We start from the raw sequence: 18796 nt of genomic DNA, 5'->3' as shown, positions 1-18796 counted from the left end.
CCGTTGGCCGGCCCTCATTACCGCCTGGGCCGGCCAACGGCCGGCGCTACCGGAGCAGCCACGCAGGGCGTGGCTCTACGGGTCGGTCAGCCGGAGATCGCCAGGCGTTCCTGGTGGTAGCGGCGGACGGCGGCGTACCAGAGCACGGCGGCGAGGCCGAGGCTGGCGGCGAGGTAGACGCCCCACATCTGCGGGCTGATCGCTTCGTGGCGGATGATCTTCAGCAGCATCTGGTTCTGCGCCAGGAAGGGCACACCGAACTGCCACAGCTCGCTCTTCAGCGGGTACACCATCAGCGCATAACCGGGCAGCATCGGCAGCAGCATCAGCCAGGTCATGTGGCTCTGGGCTTCCTTCATGCTCTTGGACGCGGCCGACAGGAAGGTCAGCAGCGAGGTGCCGATCAGCAGCATCGGCAGCATGATGAACAGCATCTGCAGCATCGGCACGAAGCCCATGTTGAGTTGCCGCGCGGCGGCACCGGTGCCCAGCTGCGCACTGAGCTTGAACGCGGTCAAGGTGAGCAGCAGTGACGCCAGCCCCACCACACAGGCCGCCGCGATCTTCCCGCTCACAATGGCGCTGCGCGGTGCCGGGGTGGCCAGCAGCGGCTCCAGCGACTGGCGCTCACGCTCGCCCGCCGTGGTGTCCATCACCAGATACGCACCGCCCAGGAACGAGGTGATGGTCAGCAGCACCGGCAGCAGGATGGAGAGCATCACCCCGCGCTTGGCCTCGGCCGTAGCCAGGTCCTGGGTGGCCACGTCCAGCGGGCGCGCCACTTGGGCATCCACGCCACGGGCGAGCAGACGCAGTGCGCCCACCTGCTGGCCGTAGCCGGCCAGCGCGGCCTTCAGGCGTGCGGTCGGCACGTCGGCGGCGCGGCGGGTGCTGTCCTGCACGATCTCCACCAGTGCCGGCTTGCCCTCTTCCCAGTTCTCGCGGAAGTCCGGGCTGATCCGCAGCGCAACGTCGATGTTCTGGTCGCGGATGGCGGCGGTGAGATCCTTCGGGGCCTCCACCGCGTTCAAGCCCTGCGCGGCCAGGAAGCGCACCAGGTTCGGCGCGTGCTCGGCCCCGATGGTCGGAATCTCCAGCGGCTTGTCGATCTGGGTCTTGACCCGGCTCTCGGCCAGCTTGCCCATGCCCAGAATCAGGATCGGGTACAGCAGCGGCCCCAGCAGCAGGGTCAGCGCCAGCGTGCGGCGGTCGCGGGAAAGGTCGCGCAGTTCCTTGCGCATCACGGTCAACAACGTGGCAAACGCGCTCATGCGTGCAGTCCTTCTTCGCTACCGATGGCCTTGACGAAGGCATCTTCCAGATTCGATTCGCCGGTCTGCGCGCGCAGTTCGTCGGCGGTGCCAGCAGCGGTGACCGTGCCCTTGGCAATGATCACGATGCGATCGCACAGTGCCGCCACCTCCTGCATGATGTGGCTGGAGAAGATCACGCAGCGGCCCTCGTCGCGCAGCCCGCGCAGGAAGCCACGCAGTGCACGCGTGGTCATCACGTCCAGGCCGTTGGTGGGCTCGTCCAGAATCACGTTGCGCGGGTCGTGCACCAAGGCGCGCGCGATGGCGGTCTTGGTGCGCTGCCCCTGCGAGAACCCGTCGGTCTGGCGGTCGAGAATGTCTTCCATGTCCAACGCCTTCGAAAGCACTTTGGTGCGCTCGCGGATGTCGGCGGCACTCATGCCATGCAGCTGGCCGAAGTAGGCGATGTTTTCGCGCGCGGTCAGGCGCTTGTACACGCCACGTGCGTCCGGCAGCACGCCGAGCCGGCGGCGCACCGCCACGGCGTCTTTGGTGGCGTCCAGGCCATCCACCAGCACGCGGCCCTGATCCGGGCTCATCAGCGTGTAGAGCATGCGCATGGTGGTGGTCTTGCCCGCGCCATTGGGACCGAGCAGGCCGGTGATCTGGCCGTCTTCGGCGTGGAAGCCCACGTTCTGGACCGCCTGGATCAGGCCGGTCTTGGTCTGGAAGGCTTTATGCAGGTTGTCGGCGACGATCATGGTTCCCATCCATTGAACGAGGTGAAGGCCGGCACCGGACTCAGTGCGTCCAGGCAGCTCACTTCCAGTGATTTGGCATCGGCGTTGTCCACGAACTGCGCCAGCACGCGCGGCATGCAGCCGGCGTTGAGCGTGCCGTGGCCCTGCCCCTTCGCCACCAGATGGCGGCCGTTGGGCAGACCCTTCAGCACCTGCTCGGCGTAGCGCGGCGGCGTCACCGGATCCAGTTCACCACTGAGCAGCAGCACCGGCAGTTCCGAGCGCAGCGACTGGGTGAAGTCCTTCGGGCGGGTACCCACGTTCCATGCCGGGCAGGCCGCGAAGAACATGCGCGCCACTTCCGGGCCGAGCAGGGTGTCGCCGGCCGGCGCGGGCTGGTAGCGGTCGGCGTCTTCAGCGCAGATCACCGACCACTGCATGCCCCGGTTCAACTGGCCGTCGGTGGAGCGCAGCGCCATGCGGTTGAGCGACATCAGCGGCGCATAGCGGCCCTGTGCGGCCTCATCCAGCACCACCGGCAGCAGCGAGGACAGTTCCGGCATGTACGAGAACAGGAACGCCAGGCTGGTGACCGTATCGGCGGTGACCTTGTCGCGGCGCGCCTCGTTGGTGCCCGGGTCGCGGTAGTCCACCTCCACCGGTGCGGTGTTCAAGGTGGTCATCACGTTGCGCAGCTGGGTGCGGGTGTCCACCGGGAAGCGCTTGGCGCAGGCGGGGTCCTTGTTGCACTGCGCGGACTGCAGCGCGATGGCGTTCTCGAACGTGTTGGCAAAGTCGCCGCCGACCACCAGTTCATTCGGCACCACGCCGTCGATCACCACCGTGCGGGTGTGCTGCGGGAAGCGCGCGGCGTACTGCTGGGCCACGCGGGTGCCGTAGGAGCCGCCGATCAGGTTGATCTTGTCCACGCCCATCGCCGCGCGCACCGCGTCCAGGTCACCAATGGCCTGGGTGGTGGTGTAGAAGCGGCTATCGGCGCGCTCAGTGAGGGTGGCAGCGCAGCGACCGGCGAATTCAGCCACGACTTCCGGCGTGGCGGCGGCGTTTTCGTCGAACGCCAGCGCCTTGCCGTCGGCGTCCAGGCAGGTAAGCGGGTTGGATTTACCGGTGCCGCGCTGGTCAACCAGGATGATGTCGCGCTTCTTGCGCACTTCGCGCAGCGCCTGATTGACCACCGCGGCCACCTCGGTGGCGCTCTGGCCGGGGCCACCGGCCAGGAAAAACACCGGGTCCTGCTTGCCCTCGCCCTGGTTCTCGGTGTCGAGCCAGGCGATGTTCAAGCCGATCTTGCGGCCGTTGGGCGCGTCCGGGTTCTCGGCCACCTGCAAGGTGGCGCACTCGGCTTCCACGTTGCTGCTGGCCTGGCTGCTGGTCAGCGTGCAGGGCTTGAAGGTGAGCTGGCCGTACTGGCGCTGGGCCGCCTCCGGGGCGGTCTCCGGCGTGGCCTGGCAGGCGGCCAGCAACAGCAGGGCTGCGCTGGCGGCCAGGGGTCGGGTGGCAGGGTGCATGCGGTTTCACGTCCTTGAGTGAAGGGTCTTAGCATGCCATGACGGGGTGGGCGGGCGTATGTGACCGAAGTGCGGTGACAAACTTGAAGACCGCACGCGCATCAGGGAAGATCACCCGGCTGGCCGCGATCCGGGGGGGCGTAACCGGCGCGGCGCTCATCCACCTCCTCCCGGGCTGCTGGGCCAATGAGGTGCGTGACGTGCGCAAGGAAACGATTCTGGCGTTGGGAATGGCAGGATGCATTGCATGCTCTTCCGTGGGCGCGACGCCCGCGACGCCGGACGCTCAAGCTATGGAAGAAGGCTTGGCGGCGCTTGAGACGATGGCAGGGCCAGCGGACCAGTTCGTGGATAAGTGCGTTTCCCATGTCTTTTCCGGCAACGACCTGAACGCGCGAACGTCCGGCAATCCTGCGTTTCTGGAGTACACGCCTGAACAGGCCGCACGATTCCTGTTGGGCCAGCCGGGAAAGGCCTGGGGCTTCCACACCAAATCGGAGAACTACGTAGTAACGCTGCTCGATAACGGCATCTGCCGACTGTTCGCGCAGACCGCAGACGCCGCGACCGCCCATCAGGATCTCGACACGATGGTGAAAGGCCTGACTCCCGGCTTCCCCGTTCGCAGCATCACCGGCACGCGCGCAGGGCCTCAGACCGACGCCTTCGTTTCCTCGGGGCGCTATGCGGTTCTTCCTCACAACAAAAACCGAACGCCGTTGTTCTTCGTCACCACCTCGACCAGCCCCACCAGGTACTTCGACGCCATGTATTGGATGACCTTTGGTGATCCCGATGCGATGCTGCCGGACAAGTCAGAACAGGGCGAGGAAAGCACGTCGGGCAAGTGAGCTTGGGCGGGCAAACGTGACATCTGTCGTTGCTGCACACAGGTTGGCCACGCCCAATGTCACGATTGCATTTCCATTCGGGGGTGCGCGGTGCGCGCGCGTATCAAGCCGCGCGCACGCAAGAGGTCACCGTCACTTGCAGCCCGCCATGACTATGGAAACGGCCACAACAGCTTGAGACCACGCTCACTCCGCACCGCATAGATCCGCTCGTACTGGAACGAAAGGACAAAGCGGTACCGATGCTGCTGCGCAAACAGCTCAATGAAGGGATAGATCTCCGCCAAGCTGCTCACCTTGTTGGCAGCTCGGAAGTGAAAGGTCATCGTCAGACCCACGGTCCACTTGACGGTCAGCCCGTCTGCCAGCAGCCGCAACGGGAAGCGATGCAGCGTCAGCCCGAAGCCGCACCTCGACCCGGGCAGCAGCCCGCCACGGATTGCCGAAACGCCCTCAACTGTCGCTCCCAGGTCAGAGAGCGTCTGCTGCACTTCCGCCATCGTCACCCCTGACTCGATCTCCAGCACCATCATCAAACCCATATTCGAATCCCCTGCATCCAATGTCGGTGCGCACCTGAAGGGCGCAGTAGTGCTCGCGCGGCCGGTGAGGGCCGCGAAACTGATTCTTCGATTCAACATGTTCTCGGCAATCCCGTGGAAAGCCGCGTCCCTGCGGATAGATAAGAAGTGAGTCCGACTGCTACCAGCGCATGTACGGACGAATCTGATCAACGGCCGTCCCAAACTTGCAGTAGGTCTTCTCGACATCAAAGGCCACCTGCATCTCAAGCCAGTACAACGGCGGGTCGCGAAAGTAGCGCCCCAGCCGCATCGACATCTCCGGGTTGATCCCGGCGCGTCCGTTGACCACGGCATCCAGCCGCCCGCGGCTGATCTTGAGGGCGACGGCAAGCCGCCGCACTGAAAGCCCCAGCGGGTCCAGATACCGCTCCCGCAGCACCTTGCCCGGGTGTTCGCGCGGTGTGGGGTAGATGATGGACCTGGAGATCGCGCTCATTGCTGCCCTCCTTCTACGACCTTCAGTCGTCCCCGACTTCGGCGAGGGGGAACGAACGCCATCCATGGCGGCGATGCAGCTGCCAGCTCAGCTTCGGGTGAAGGGCTGCCGTCGTCATTAAGGTCGCAGGCACGCAGCAACAAGTACGACTCGAGCAACTGGGTGACAAGTTTGCTGAGGGAACGCCCCTCGTGTTTGGCGGCCGCCTTCAGGGCGGCGTGCATTGGCCTACTAATTCGTATCTGCAACAGAACAAGCTCGCACATGGAAACCTCCCAGTACCGGGTAACAAGTGAGTTCTTCAAATGGGCAAGGCACGGCGACGCAACGGCGCGGTGCAGTGCCGGTCAGATGGCCAGGGTTGTGCCCGGCGCTATAAGGCGTGGGTGCGCGCGCGATGTGGCAGCGTTAATCGGCTGCGGGCGCGCGGAAAACGTAATCGAAGGCCTCGAGTGGGCAGCTCGAATCGATGGGTGAAGGCCCAGAACGCGTACATCACAGACTCCCGGGAAGAGGCCTTTCCCACCATGGGAAAGGCGTCGGGAGGTTAGAGACCGCGTAGCGTGAAACGGCGTGGCTTATTTCCCCCAACTTGGGGGGTGTTGTATTCGCCACCTTCCCGACAACGGGACAAACAAATTACACGCTACCGGAGTGCTCTAAGCTCCGGGGACTACGGTGCCGGAAGTGGAATCGGCTGGGAAGTAGGGAAATTCCGGTTTTTGGGTGGTGGCGCGGATGCGCGCCAGAGGTGACGTGAACGGCGCAGAATTGTGGGAAATTGCGGCGGTTTGCGTCGGTTTTGGCGGGGAGATGACGAAATTCTGGCGCGGGTTCCCACCACGGGTTTTGGGACGCGCCGTGGCGGTGTGGCGCTTTCGACCCTCGGTGCGAAGAGATGATGCTCGGACGCACGACGGACTACGATAGGCAAACGCCCGCTCTCGGCCAGAAGCGGTCAAGTGCAGACCTGGCGCGAGCATGTCCGCGAGGCGCGGTTGTCTTGGGATCCTCAGAAATGCACTACCTTGAAGTAGATGACGGTCCGGAAATCGCTGAGAAAACGATGTGTGAGTCCAAGTCCCCCGCTTCTCGACCTAACAGGGTCGGGAAGCGGCAAGAAGTGGAAATCAGGACCGGACGATGAATGATGGTGCGTGCCCGGCATCGAGTAATGAATCAATGGCTTCCTGCTGCCAGCCTTCCTGTCGCAGCCATTTGGCAAGTGCTTCAGCGGTATCAAAGACTGGACTTACCGGAGTGCCCTCACTGACGTTCTCATAGATCTGAAAAGCCGTACGCGATGCAGGATCTGCGTCGTACAGCAACTCGTGATGGCTACCCGCGATGTAGCCTCCCTCTTCATCCAGCGGATGCTCGAACCCAGGGGGGACCCTCACAACTTCACGACCCATAGTGCCTCCATGATGGAACTGCGAAGCCAATATGCCAAATCCGGAAAGGGATTGACGTGGATTGGAAGCGGACATTAGTACGGGCGAAACGGCCGCGCAATGGCGAGGCGTCCGCTTTTGGCCAGAAGCGGGATCGAGCGACACCCCAGTTAGGCGGCGCGCCGCGCGGCGACATCGGCTTGGTCGAATTGTTAGGCCTCATCCTGGAAGAATCCCAGCGCGGCCCTTGTGTAATCGGTCCTCTCATCCGACATGAGCGACATTGAGCTTCCATTGCACCACCAAGCGATGTACTCAGGAAGGTGCACCCAGGGAGGCGGCGGAGTTGGTATACCTTGGCTCTTTGTAAACCAATTGCTCTTTCCTTCTACCAAGTAGCACAGGGCAATTCCGTGCTGCTCGGCAAACTGAATGGCCCCCGTCTGAAATCCGGCCGTCGAGAAGATCATGCCCTTTTGCGCACCCAACGATTGAAGGCGCGTATGCAGGACTTGGACATCCTTCCGCTCTATCTTTCGCTTGTGATGCTTGCATTCAATCAGCACAAGGAAGTTCGCACCAAGCGCCTTGAATCGAACGGCAACATCGATCTCGTACTCTCCGTCTGATGCCGCTAGACGCTCCAAGTGCTTCGACTCGTACTCGACAAGCCCTTCGGCTGCCGCGTCGACGATTCCTTTGACGGCCAGTTCGAATTGCCGTGGACTCAAATTAATCGGATTGCGGAATCGCGGCATACGCCCCCCTGGTTCCTAAAAGGCGGACCCGAGGGCCCATGAATCCGGCGCTACTCTCCCTCGTAAGACGGAGGCTGAGAAGCCAACCGAAGTCAAAGGCCGTAGTACCGTCCCAGATGATTCACTGGGTCACTCGAAATCCGCCGAAGAACGCCAGTCCACCACCAATGCCAGCCCCGGCCAGCGTAAGCGAAAGGACATTCGTCCCCTGGCCGAATGCCCACAGCTGGTAAGGGGTCTCGCAGGTCGACGCATCGGTTCTTCGGCTGGACGAGAAGTGGGCTATGCTCGCATGGCTGCTTTCGGCCACAAGCGGTCATTCAGGCGATTGAAGCATCGCGAGAATGTCATTCCGGCCTCGGCCTTCCGCCAGCGACCGAGGAGTATGTCCTTCGGCATCGACTTCAACGGTCGCGCCTCTATCCAACAGCAAGCGCACGATGTCGGCGAGCCCCATTTCGGCCGCACGATGTAATGCCGTGAAGCCGCGTCCGTCTCGTGCGTTCACATCGGCACCTCGATCGAGAAGCAGCGTGGTACTTTCCACGCTGGCGGCCTGCACTGCGTTCATCAGCGGCGTTGCACCTTGATCGGAGCGCACGTCGACGAACGCACCGCGGTCCAGAAGCATGCTGATAATCGCGCCGTCTTGAGCGGCGAGCGCCCAATGTAGCGGAGCCAGCCCGTCGGCTGCCAACGCATCGATTGGCGTTCCTGATCGCAGGCAGGCGTCGACTACTTCGGGCTGCCCACGCGCAACGGCAATGTGCAACAGCGAATGGGTCCGTAACAGACGCTCGGGATCGGGTCGGGCAAAGGAGCACGCCGTCGCGAGTTGCGCGAGATTGCCAAACGCAGTCATGCACCACATGGCTGCGGCCTTCAGGTCCGCCTCGATGCCGGGCGGTAGGGGCGCTGGGTAGATGGCGCCGAGTACATGGCTGCGCAGCAGATAGTCGAGTCCCCTTACCGTGAACTCGGGCGTCTCGTCAGTAGCACACAAAGTGCCGCAGATACGGGTGATCTCAATATGACGATCACGCGCTTCCACACGCGCGACCAGCATCACGGCGCGTGTCCAACTGCGCACAACGATGATCTCACCCTGATGAAAGAAAAGTGCCCACTTGTGCTCCATAGCCCGCGGAGCGAACAGTACGCCATCGGACAACACCTGATCGACGGGAAATGTCAGTGAAGTCTCAATGTCGCGTTCGGTAACGGGTGTCTTCCCGATGAAGCCAGTGCCGTCATCCTGCTGGAACGACATCGCATTCGTCGCGCATTGTGGATCCGTGCTCGTGGACAACATGGTCAAGGTCACGGGCCGTACGTCGAGCACGCGGACGCCCCAAGGATTGTCCGTCGCTTCAATCCAGTTCAAGTCGGGCACTTGCGGTGCGGGCTTGTCTTCCGCTCGGGTCGGTGCCGACGACGGGACGGGCGTGGTTGGCTTGCCTTGGCTGCCAAATATTCCTTTGAGCCTTTCCCACACCATGATCCGATTCCAAATCACCTTGAGATTGGAGCTTGTAGCCTATTCAGCGTTTGCTTTCAAGCATTGGAACCGTCGGCTGCGAGTGACCGCTCTGGGTCGAAGGCGGAGAATAGCACCGGACCAAACGCCGACGCAGTGCTGATGCATTTCTCCATCAAGCAGTGACAATTCCCTTCGATCAGCAACATAGGTGGGTCTCGGCATCCTTCACGGTGGAAGGTACTTCGGGGCAAGAACAACGGCAGCTTCCTGAGCCGTCAAACACCGGTGGGCGCGCGGTGGTCGATACCGGGTTACACGCGCGCCCTGCTACCAGCGGTTAGCTCAAGGCAGGGCTGATACCGACGCTGTTACAGGTCTCTCCGGCACCAGTCAGGGGGGCTCCTCCGCCTAGTGTAGGTTGACGTCCGCCAGCGAGATTCCATCGGGGGGGACGACTTGTCAGAAGCACCCTACTGGAAGTCCAGGCCTACGGATGCCTAACACTTCTGTGCCATCCGTAGGCCCTGTGCAATTTGACAGCTAGTCGGTCTCAATTGGCTCTGACCCTCCTGGCCGAATCCGCCAAGCGGGGCCGGCCCCACGTCGGCCTGCTCCGCCCAATTACAGGATACGCTGGCATCTCGTGGACCAGACTGGTATTCCGCAATGTGCCCCGGGCGAGGTCTTTGATCTTGCCACTCTGACTCCGGGACATCTGGCTTCGAACCGCAGATGATGACCTAGGGAGCTCGAACTACAAATCGGGAGAGAGAGAATGGAAAGGCTCAAGCTCCAACTGGAGAACTGCTACGGAATCCGCAAGCTGGACGTCGTGCTGGACTTCGCCGGCACGGCAGCTATCGCCATCTACGCACCGAACGGTTCGATGAAGAGTTCTTTGGCATGCACGCTTCAGGACATCGCCGATGACAAGCCATCGCGCGACAGGATTTTCCCGAACCGCGCGACCGTTCGCGTGGTAAGCGATGAGAACAATACCGACCTAGCTGCTAGAGATGTACTCGTGCTCAGGCCATTTGAAGATTTCGCCAGCAATGAAAGCGCCACTGCAACCCTTCTAGTGAATGCCACTCTTCGTTCGGAGTATGAAACGCTGCACACTGGTATCACCGCCGCTCGAGCATCACTTGTCACGGCGCTCAAGACCACCTCGAGAACCAGACGCTCAGTGGAGCGCGAGGTTATGTCAACGTTTGCACCTGCAGTCGCGGATTTCGACACTGCGTTGGTCGCGCTTAAGGAGGAATTGTCAAAGGACTTGGAGCCAGACTTCAGGGATGTTCCTTACGACGTCCTGAACGATGAGAGAGTCGTGGCATTCCTGGGTCAAGGTGATTTCCGTACCGCGATCAACGAGTACACGAAGAAGTACAACGAGTTGCTCGCCGCGTCGAAGTATTTCAGGAAGGGAGGCTTCAACTATTACGCGGCGACCAACGTCGCCAAGGAGCTGAAGACAAGTGGCTTCTTCAAGGCTAATCATACCGTTCGACTCAACGGCGACGAAGACAAGGAGATCAAATCCGAGACAGAGCTCCAAGCTCTTGTTGATGCTGAGCGCGCCAGAATTTCGGAGGATGCTGCGCTTCGGAAGAAGTACGAGGAGCTTGAAAAGCAGATACAGAAGAACGCGCAGGTTCGCGAGTTTGAGGCATACATGCAGGGTCATGAAGAGCTGCTGCCCGAGCTCGCCGATCCGGCGACCCTGAACAAGAAGCTCTGGTTGTCCTATCTGAAGGCAAATCTAGACCTATACACTGACCTCATCAGCAAGATCGAGCGGGCTGCGGTTCGATCAGCCGAGATAGAGGCGCAGGCCGGCCAAGAGCATACGCAATGGCAGGGCGTGATTGACATCTTCAATAGCCGCCTCATCGTCCCGTTCCATCTCGAGGTAGCCAACAAGGTTCAAGTTGTTTTGGGCACGGACACGGCACCGCGCCTAGGCTTTGTCTTCAAGGATGGGGGTGATCAAGCACAAGTTGAACGAGACACGCTTCTACAGACGCTAAGTACCGGAGAAAGAAGAGCGTTTCACGTATTGACCATGTTGTTCGACATTGAGGTACGTAGCTCGGCCGGCAAGCAGACACTCCTGGTTGTTGACGACATCGCCGACTCTTTCGACTACAAGAACAAGTACGCCATCATCCAGTACCTTTCCGACTTGGCTGAAGGTCAGAGTTTCAAGCTGCTCATTTTGACCCACAACTTTGATTTCTACCGGACCATCGAGAGCCGTCGTCTCGTTCAGCGGAAGAACTGCTTAATGGTGTCAAAAACGGCTGCCGGGATAACTCTAGAGGCTGCTCAGGGCGTGCGTAACGTCTTCATCAACGTATGGAAGCCTGCATTCTTCGCCGATAACCGCAAGAAAATTTGCTGCGTTCCCTTCATGCGCAACCTGATTGAGTACATGAAGGATGACCAAGATCCAGACTATCTGCTGCTCACGTCTCTGCTCCACTGGAAGGCCAGTACAGATCAGATCACCGTGGCTGATCTTGATGGCATCTACTCTAGGCTCTTTGGCATCAACGGACAGTCTGGCAACCCTGCAGAGCGATTCGTTGATATTCTAGAAGTTGAAGTTGCTGCTTGTCTGCAGGCTCCGGATGGCATCAACTTCGAGAATAAGGTCGTGCTGGCGATTGCTACGCGCCTGCGAGCAGAGCGATTTATGGCGGCTAGGATCAACGATGCAGCTTGGCTGACTGGGATTACAACCAACCAGACCCCGGCGCTATTGAAGCGCTATCGGAACGACTTTCCTGCTGAACTTTCCAACATTGGCGTCATTCAGCGCGTCCTACTTATGACGCCGGAGAACATTCACCTGAACTCCTTCATGTATGAGCCGATCTTGGACATGTCCGATCAGCACCTTCGCCGCGTCTACACGGAAGTCGCCGCGTTGGTCTAGCGGCGAAGAACAGATTCGAAACGCATAGATCAGGTTGTAGCTGACAGGGGCCGGATTGCTTCACTTCGCGCCATGTCGGCCCCGGCTTCACAAAGCAACGTAAGGACTCGATCACACACCTGGGGAGTCAGATAGTTGTTTCCTTTGTTCTACTCACTTCGATGGTCTGGACCGGCCAGGATTCTTTAGACACCCACGTTTACCCTATGGCCACGCCTCATCACGGAAGACCACGCCTCTCATTCTTGCGAGCAATTGGACAGTCTCATCCACCGTTTCACATCTCGCCCCGCCTACCTACTGAAAGTTGATGGGCATCCCGCTCGCCATGCTTGCCTTAGCAAGCTGTTTCAGCCTCTCGGTAAGTTCCTCACCATCCACATCAAAGAAGCACTGACCAAGGTTCATTGGCTTCAATCCAAACGTCTTCGCAGCTTCCAGCTTCCAGCGGACACTCAGGTCCACCGGAGGCTGCTTGGAGAACACCCCCGCGATGTGGGTCAGCTCCGAGTACAACTGCTTTGCCTCTTCGCTTGACCACTCTCCATCGCTATCCGCGTGAGTGGTCAAGACCGGACAGACGCCACCCAGTGATCCTCCTTCGACCAGCGATGTCACAGCGTCGCGAAAATCACCGAAGTCAGCGTAAGAGCCGACTTCAACACCTTCGATTTCATCTCCGGACTCATCAAACACGCAAAGATACAGCCCCATCTTCAGACCCTTTCAATTCTTACGGGATTAGCAGAATCACCGACAAATTCTGCGAGTTTTCCATCGATTCCGGCAGATGCTGGAAGACGGATCACCAGCTGCTTTCCACGCAACTTTGCACTGTATGCAAGCAGCCTAATCTGGTACGTCAAGCGCATGTTAGTTACGAGCTTGATCAGATAGAGGTTATCGCCAACCTCAGCGTCCGGCCGAGAACCCCTTGGAACTTGGTGCCTCGTGTACGAGTATTTCATGGTAGCTGGACATCCTTTCAATGATCTTCCTTGTGATGGCGACCTTGTCGGCGATTGAAGTTCTACAGCGGCGCAATGGCCGCGCAGGCACCTCTGCAAGGAAGAGGCGCTGTTGGCCTACGCCAGCGGTCTCACCACCGCCAGGATTCTACATGCCGCGACCCGCCCATTTCTAAATCTGTGTTGCGGTAAAGGCACGACCCGCGAACGCAACTTGAAGCCCTTGCTTCAGCTCGGCACGCTACTCCCCATTGGCGTGCACCAGGGGGCAACTGGACCGGCTAGGGCTCTGTAGACACCTACTGTTGCCCTACGGCCACGCCTCATCACGAAAGACCACGTTTCTTATTCTCGCGAGCCACTGGGCAGCCTCATCGACCGTTTCAAACTCGTTCGAAGTCACCCTGTTTATTTCTTCGACCGGGAGGTCACGAGATTCGAGCAGCGCGTCCATCTGGCGCTCCAGCAACTCAACATCAAAGAGCATCCGACCGGCCCTGATCCAGTCACGAAGCTTTGGTGGGTCATACACCTCAACGTGACAAAAATCGTCAAGCGTCCTTTTCAGCGGCTCAGGCAAACTACTCATCGCTCCGAGTACTCCTTCTTCAACCCATGCCGCTCAAGGAGGAACTCGTGATTCATCCGATTGCAATCAACCATTGCAATGAACCACTCGTCAAAGCCAACAAACTCCTCAACGAGGCCGCCAGCGAGCCACATGACCTTCCCTGGATCAACGGCATGAGGGCGGGACATCAGCATAACGTCAATATCATCCGATGAAACCGCAATGGGCATCACCTCGCTCTCTTCGTACCCGCAGATGTCTCTAAGGGACTCTGTATACCTCAGTATATTCTGCGCACACTCCGCGCGGCCTCCGCCAATCAGATCGGCGGTTGAGAATAGATCCACACCGTCCTTGAATGCCCGCCATCCATTGGCATGAAGAAGAAATTCGCGGAACTACCCGTCCAGAGCGTGACCCAGCGCGGCCTCAACCTCACGGACGTCAGCCTCCGATGCCGCAACCTCTGGAAGTGTGTTCTCCCACAGGCCTTCCGCATCGATTTTTTCGATTTCATTCTTGACAAAGTGAGCGATTACCAGCTCCCGCTTCCAGTCCAATTCAGATCTCCCTCTAAGGCAAGTAGAGCCAGCGTGATGATCTCACACCGGGGCGGTAAGCTCTGCGAGCAGCCTAACCAGATTCCTGGGCGGAGCAGCGTCCACGTAGCCCCGAGCTAGATCGAAGGGATCAACTGCGCCCAACTTGGTCGCGGATGCGAATCTCCCGACCACATATCGAGCGAAGTACATGGACCCAGCCTGATCCTCAACGTACCAACAACCCTGGAGCGCCTGACAGAGGTACTCTCCAATGAAGTAGCCGATCCTTGTCAAGAACCAGATGCGATCCTCATCGTCGTCGGATGTCAGATCCCGGGTTGCGGCTGCCAAGTAGGGTACGTACGCCTCCGCGTCCTTAAGCACCGCATCGGCTGGACTGATTCCCAGTCTTTCCACGAAGTCCACAAGAGCCGGCTTCAACTCCTGACGGAGCTGATCGAACTTCGCCTTGCGTGCTGCGATCAGCACGTCATCACTACTGTCCATTTTCGTCAAGTATCCTTGTCCCCTGGAACTGCAACCTGAGTGTCAATGCCGGTCAATTGATCGACTTATTGCACACCACAGGACACCGCGCCTGGATAGCTGTCAAGCCTATACACGTCAACGCAGATTTCCCAGTTGCATTGCGTAGATCCCCAACATGATCTTCCTTCCGAGTTCTTTATCCCCCCGATCAAATGCATTAAATCCCTCCATTAGCCTCTCCTCTATGAGGAGAACGGTGTCGGCATCGCGCTTGATCAGAGATTTCACTTCCTCAAAATTTTCGAAGACGGTCTCCTTGTTCTGCTGATACGCCATCTCCATAGTTCCCCAAATTTCCACTAACAGGTCGGAATATGAATCAGGCGCATAGATTGAGCTAAGCACGCTACCCGACAGGTCTAAAAGCTTCTCGCTCAGTTTCGACATCAGCGCACCTCGGCGATTGGGATCTTGAGTGGAGTTTGGGGTTCGCCGCAGAACGCAGGGCTTCCTCAATTTGGCGGGTCATCAGATCACATTCCGGCCACTCCGAATTCTACTTTAGGAGCGAGTCCGGTGTACTCGTACTCGCTATTCACGACCTACGGCCGGGCATCCTACGCTGCTTCGACAGCTAGAGCGTATTCACGCGCGGATCTGTACGGCGCGCCATACGGATGAAGAATGACGCATGCCGAGTTCTTTTTGATGAACTGGACTTCCCTCTTGAGATCAGACGCCAAGAGGAGCGACGTCAGAGGCAGTGCCTGCCAGCTTCACCATTTGCCATGCTGCATCCCCTGTTCAACCTCGAGCCCAAGCAATATGCATTGGCTTATCAACGTTGCTGTAATCGACATCCACGCAGTCCCTGAGGTCGCCGAAGAACAAGTACCGATTGCAGTTGGTCGCAGCAAAGAGTGTGTCACCGGATTCCGCGTACTGTGCCGGCGGAACGATCAGCGACACCTGCTCAGCAGTCAAACCGGCCACCTTCATCAGCTTGGCCGCATCCGACGCACAGATCAATTGCGGGTCACTCGGGGTGCCATAGGACCATCCGGAATAACCGTTGTGGACAAAGTAGCTCGGCATTGACTCTCCTGACGAGCGGGAAGTAGACGATTCACGGTGGCGATGGTCGCCGCATAGCCCTGATCTTCAGGGGGAAGGAAGCTTGTGCGGACGTGCGTGAAGAGGACCGTGGCCAGTCGCGGGAGCTGCCGCACCATCCAGCGGCTTCCAATAGCCTCGAAATGTCTGGTCAGGAGCAGCCAACGCCCAGCACCTCATGCAACCCCCACATCTGTACACCTCTTCACAGAATGGCCCTGTCCGTATCTGATGGAGCCCCAGGGCTCCGCGCTCAACCACTTCCAGGACCAACCTTCGGAACTGCACATAGTCACTCTCAGCTGCAAACTCCGCTCGTTCTTGGCACAACTGGCACGTCATGGCTTCCCTCTGGCGATATCGATGGTCACACGAACGCAATCTGTATTCGGTCAACGCGAATACATACGGTTGATCCGTCGTATGCCGAAAGGCCATCCAGCCCGCCCAGCAACTCCTCAATGTCAAAGTACACGCCATCAACTTCGAGGTTGGCACCGCGTACCACACCTGTTAGATCGTATGAGAACCCAGCATCCACCCTGACGGCGGACGAAGGCTCATCAGCGCTCACAAGCCTTAGAGCCAAACCATCATCCACGTAGACGCCTAGTTCAACGGCGTAGTGAGCGCCTTCGTGGATTTCACCTGGGCAGTAATAGGCAAAGCAGGTAAGGGTGAGACCCCGCACCTGGATCTCCACCTCCTCCTCGATCAGGTCACTTACCGACCTTAGAAGTATGTTCTGGATCATGGCTGTCCAAGCACTTGTACGGCATAGACCCAACGCCCATCGTCGCACTCTGCCATGCCAAGTACGGCACCTCGAAGACCAATCACTGGCGCGATGACCGGCTGGCCGGGCCTGATCTCGACCACTTCATAGAACTGAAACTTCGCGTTCGTACCCACCTCCATTCCTAATACCCCATCGCTTCTTTATCTTGGGATCCGCAAGTACAGCCATCTGAACTTACGTCGCATTCGACTTCAGATACTTTGACGCCTTGTCGAAGAACAGCTTTGCCCTCTCGGACTCAGCGAGCGCTGCGGCAACTGCAGGATGCTCTCCTGCACCATTTCGGATCAGCGTGTATGCGGCCTCGCTTACTAGCATGACATCACTGCTCTGAAGCGCGTTGGCGAGCACGATGGTCGTTTCCTCTTCAAGGGTACCCATACCACTGAGGCACGCCGCTGCTGGATGCCCCCAGATCGGAACTTCCGCCCGTAGGTAGTGCTCAAGCGGCTTCGCAATCGGCCCAAGCCGATTGGCAACCTCCATAGCGCAACGCAGCGGAAGACCAAAATTGCGGTACGGGACGCCCTCATCGTTGCATGCTTCGCCATTGAACAACGTCTCAAGAATCGGAATCGCTGCTTCGCCCATTGCAAGCAGCTCGATCTCCGCCTCGATCATGTACGTGCGGCCATGGAATCTGTCAAAGAACGGGTGCGGCATGAGAATTGCTCCGAGCTTGTAGCGGAAGGGCGATTCAGACGGAGCAAATCAGGATGGCTTGTCCAGGAAGACCTCTACAGTGGCATGCCCTGTCCGACGATCCACTCGGGTACGGGTTATTACTTTGGAGTCGCTTGGGCGCTTTCCGGTCATGTACAACTCGAATATCCCTTCGTCATCCAGAACTTGCGTAGCAAGCCCCAGATCCGTTGACTGAACAGCTGATGCCGGATACGGCATCAGCGCATCGTGCGTGGCCTTCTTTGCGATCGCCTCCATTTCTTTAAACTTCAGCAACTTCTTTCTATCCATGACGTCCTCCACCTGTCCAGACTACCGGGGCCGCAGGAAGCATACTTGACCGATCAATCTTGCCGCGAGGCTGCTAGGTAACCCGAAAGTCCCTGCCCCATTCCCTTACGTTGTAGCGGTTTACATATCCGGTCACTCTCACGGGCAGTCCACCATCGTTCACACGGACCCTGCCACGCATTGAGAACCCTGAGTAGCCAGTTCCACGGGCGAAGCCATCGAGGATAGCTTCCACTGAGAATCTGGAGGGGCGGGCCAGGTCCTTGAATACGACCCTTATCTCGCCGTTGACGGCGGCCGTACCTTCGGCACCGATCTCCCCCACATACAGGCTTGCTGCGATGTCCGGATGGGAGTTGACGACTCCCACCTTCAGCAGCATTGATTGTCCGGTTTCCTTGCTCAATTCCTCGACAAACGGCCGCAGAACAAATTCAATGACGGTTTCGAGCATGCCCTGAAATTCGGAGGACTCGACTTGGCCAAGAGTACTGCCATCTGACGGGATCACGCGCCAGAACCTTTCAGCGCTTCGTTCCGCGTAAGGATCGTGTCGTACATCCGCATGGATCAGCCCTCTTCTCTTCGTCTAATGAATACCACGCCCTCCAGGCGCTGAGCATCATCAGCACTGGCCAATCGAATGCACTCGGTACTAGCCAACTCAAGATACGGAAATTCTGCGATAGGCTCCGTCATTGCATACTCGCATTCATCCTCATCATCCTCATGAGGGTCGCGGTCTAGGTAGTACCGAAGTGACAGCTTGGACGTCTCCGCGTCCCATGCAACCGTAGCAGCCACAACATGCTCGGTAACGTTGCGGGCCACGATTACTCGACCCACCGAGTACAGCTTAGTCTTGTCCATATTGCTCACCACTGTTTGAGGTTAGCCGGCCAGCGAGCCAGGTGCCAAAGTGCATGACACAGCTCCCACTGCTCCCAACCCGGATTGGCGATTGATCCGTCAGGCCGGAGCTCTGAGATGTTGAATCCCTCTTCAACGTCCTCGTAGTACAGGGCGATGTTGCCTGTTCTGGCCACCACGAAGACGGTCTCTACAGCACCCAAGCGCTCAATCTTGGCGAGAAAGGGTGCGACCTTGCACTGCTCAAAGAATTGCTTCTGCTCAGCTGAACACTCAGAGAGCTGGCTGACCACAAGTGCTTCTAGTTCTTCCGCTGAGATGGGCTGCCAGCTGTCCATATGGTTCGGCTCGATTTTAGGGCGGCTGGGTCCGGCCAACGACCCAGCGAGCAATGGTATCCAAGTGTCACGTCACTCACCTCCTACGTAAAGGCGTGCGTCAGCATCAGCTGACGCACGCCAGTCTGTTTGAGGTCAATACCAAACCCGGCACCGGCACGG

Annotated in this window: 21 protein-coding genes; 2 read left to right on the top strand and 19 right to left on the bottom strand. The window is 59.0% G+C overall.

The genetic code is table 11. From position 1 onward, the window contains the following. Window positions 1–86: 86 nt before the first annotated feature. Genes QMX83_RS12880 through QMX83_RS12870 form a run of 3 tightly spaced genes read right to left on the bottom strand, consistent with a single transcriptional unit; the run spans window position 87 to window position 3522 of the window. Entirely contained in the window at window positions 87–1271 is a 1185-nt protein-coding gene (locus QMX83_RS12880) for an ABC transporter permease (RefSeq protein WP_282297040.1), read from the bottom strand. Next, window positions 1268–2014, bottom strand: a complete 747-nt coding sequence (locus tag QMX83_RS12875) for an ATP-binding cassette domain-containing protein (protein WP_282297039.1) — start codon at window positions 2012–2014, stop codon at window positions 1268–1270. The genes QMX83_RS12880 and QMX83_RS12875 overlap by 4 nt, the downstream gene beginning before the upstream one ends. Continuing rightward, window positions 2011–3522 carry an alpha/beta hydrolase gene (locus tag QMX83_RS12870; RefSeq protein ID WP_282297038.1) on the bottom strand — a complete coding sequence of 504 codons (1512 nt, stop codon included), beginning with the start codon at window positions 3520–3522 and terminating at the stop codon, window positions 2011–2013. The genes QMX83_RS12875 and QMX83_RS12870 overlap by 4 nt, the downstream gene beginning before the upstream one ends. 83 nt (window positions 3523–3605) lie before the next feature. Between QMX83_RS12870 and QMX83_RS12865 the strand changes: the two genes are divergently transcribed. Continuing rightward, window positions 3606–4373, top strand: a complete 768-nt coding sequence (locus QMX83_RS12865) for a hypothetical protein (protein ID WP_282297037.1) — start codon at window positions 3606–3608, stop codon at window positions 4371–4373. Window positions 4374–4525: 152 nt separating this feature from the next. Here the strand turns inward: QMX83_RS12865 and QMX83_RS12860 are convergent, their stop codons facing one another. The 5 genes from QMX83_RS12860 to QMX83_RS12840 form a co-directional block, all read right to left on the bottom strand. After that, the gene (locus QMX83_RS12860) at window positions 4526–4915 is read right to left on the bottom strand and encodes a hypothetical protein (protein ID WP_282297036.1); all 390 of its coding nucleotides are present in this window, start codon (window positions 4913–4915) and stop codon (window positions 4526–4528) included. Window positions 4916–5075: 160 nt separating this feature from the next. Continuing rightward, window positions 5076–5393: a HigA family addiction module antitoxin gene (locus QMX83_RS12855; RefSeq protein ID WP_282297035.1), complete on the bottom strand. Its 318-nt coding sequence runs from the start codon at window positions 5391–5393 to the stop codon at window positions 5076–5078. Window positions 5394–6523: 1130 nt separating this feature from the next. Next, complete coding sequence (locus tag QMX83_RS12850; RefSeq protein ID WP_282297034.1) at window positions 6524–6808, bottom strand: hypothetical protein; 285 nt, start codon at window positions 6806–6808, stop codon at window positions 6524–6526. 191 nt (window positions 6809–6999) lie between these two features. After that, window positions 7000–7545 (bottom strand): restriction endonuclease, encoded by a 546-nt coding sequence (locus QMX83_RS12845; RefSeq protein WP_282297033.1) that lies wholly within the window; start codon window positions 7543–7545, stop codon window positions 7000–7002. A gap of 316 nt (window positions 7546–7861) precedes the next feature. Further along, window positions 7862–9043, bottom strand: a complete 1182-nt coding sequence (locus tag QMX83_RS12840) for an ankyrin repeat domain-containing protein (protein WP_282297032.1) — start codon at window positions 9041–9043, stop codon at window positions 7862–7864. A gap of 757 nt (window positions 9044–9800) precedes the next feature. On the opposite strand from QMX83_RS12840, the gene QMX83_RS12835 reads away from it, so the two are divergent. After that, window positions 9801–11969, top strand: coding sequence for a phage infection protein (locus tag QMX83_RS12835; RefSeq protein ID WP_282297031.1), 2169 nt, complete (start codon window positions 9801–9803; stop codon window positions 11967–11969). Window positions 11970–12266: 297 nt separating this feature from the next. Here QMX83_RS12835 and QMX83_RS12830 read toward each other — a convergent pair whose 3' ends face one another. The 11 genes from QMX83_RS12830 to QMX83_RS12780 all read right to left on the bottom strand — a co-directional run bounded on the left by QMX83_RS12830 (window position 12267) and on the right by QMX83_RS12780 (window position 18634). Further along, on the bottom strand, window positions 12267–12683 hold the full coding sequence (locus tag QMX83_RS12830) for an Imm70 family immunity protein (RefSeq protein ID WP_282297030.1): 417 nt from the start codon (window positions 12681–12683) through the stop codon (window positions 12267–12269). A 564-nt stretch (window positions 12684–13247) separates the two neighbouring features. Next, on the bottom strand, window positions 13248–13526 hold the full coding sequence (locus tag QMX83_RS12825) for a hypothetical protein (RefSeq protein WP_282297029.1): 279 nt from the start codon (window positions 13524–13526) through the stop codon (window positions 13248–13250). Continuing rightward, complete coding sequence (locus tag QMX83_RS12820; protein WP_282297028.1) at window positions 13523–13855, bottom strand: hypothetical protein; 333 nt, start codon at window positions 13853–13855, stop codon at window positions 13523–13525. The genes QMX83_RS12825 and QMX83_RS12820 overlap by 4 nt, the downstream gene beginning before the upstream one ends. Before the next feature lie 255 nt (window positions 13856–14110). Beyond that, entirely contained in the window at window positions 14111–14557 is a 447-nt protein-coding gene (locus tag QMX83_RS12815) for a hypothetical protein (protein WP_282297027.1), read from the bottom strand. Between the two features lie 117 nt (window positions 14558–14674). After that, on the bottom strand, window positions 14675–14986 hold the full coding sequence (locus QMX83_RS12810) for a hypothetical protein (protein WP_282297026.1): 312 nt from the start codon (window positions 14984–14986) through the stop codon (window positions 14675–14677). Window positions 14987–15343: 357 nt separating this feature from the next. Continuing rightward, a complete protein-coding gene (locus QMX83_RS12805; protein ID WP_282297025.1) occupies window positions 15344–15634 on the bottom strand; it encodes a hypothetical protein in 291 nt (96 codons plus the stop codon). A gap of 385 nt (window positions 15635–16019) precedes the next feature. Next, window positions 16020–16406 (bottom strand): hypothetical protein, encoded by a 387-nt coding sequence (locus QMX83_RS12800; protein WP_282297024.1) that lies wholly within the window; start codon window positions 16404–16406, stop codon window positions 16020–16022. A gap of 219 nt (window positions 16407–16625) precedes the next feature. Continuing rightward, window positions 16626–17114 carry a hypothetical protein gene (locus tag QMX83_RS12795; RefSeq protein WP_282297023.1) on the bottom strand — a complete coding sequence of 163 codons (489 nt, stop codon included), beginning with the start codon at window positions 17112–17114 and terminating at the stop codon, window positions 16626–16628. 48 nt (window positions 17115–17162) lie between these two features. Further along, a complete protein-coding gene (locus QMX83_RS12790; RefSeq protein WP_282297022.1) occupies window positions 17163–17426 on the bottom strand; it encodes a hypothetical protein in 264 nt (87 codons plus the stop codon). A 73-nt stretch (window positions 17427–17499) separates the two neighbouring features. Then, window positions 17500–17880 (bottom strand): hypothetical protein, encoded by a 381-nt coding sequence (locus QMX83_RS12785; protein WP_282297021.1) that lies wholly within the window; start codon window positions 17878–17880, stop codon window positions 17500–17502. Window positions 17881–18301: 421 nt separating this feature from the next. Continuing rightward, the gene (locus QMX83_RS12780) at window positions 18302–18634 is read right to left on the bottom strand and encodes a hypothetical protein (protein WP_282297020.1); all 333 of its coding nucleotides are present in this window, start codon (window positions 18632–18634) and stop codon (window positions 18302–18304) included. Window positions 18635–18796: the final 162 nt, after the last annotated feature.

The sequence above is a fragment of the Stenotrophomonas sp. PS02289 genome, assembly GCF_029960115.1.
Classification (GTDB): Bacteria; Pseudomonadota; Gammaproteobacteria; order Xanthomonadales; family Xanthomonadaceae; genus Stenotrophomonas.
Note: the sequence above shows the minus strand (reverse complement) of the source record. Positions and strands in the feature narration are given on the sequence as shown.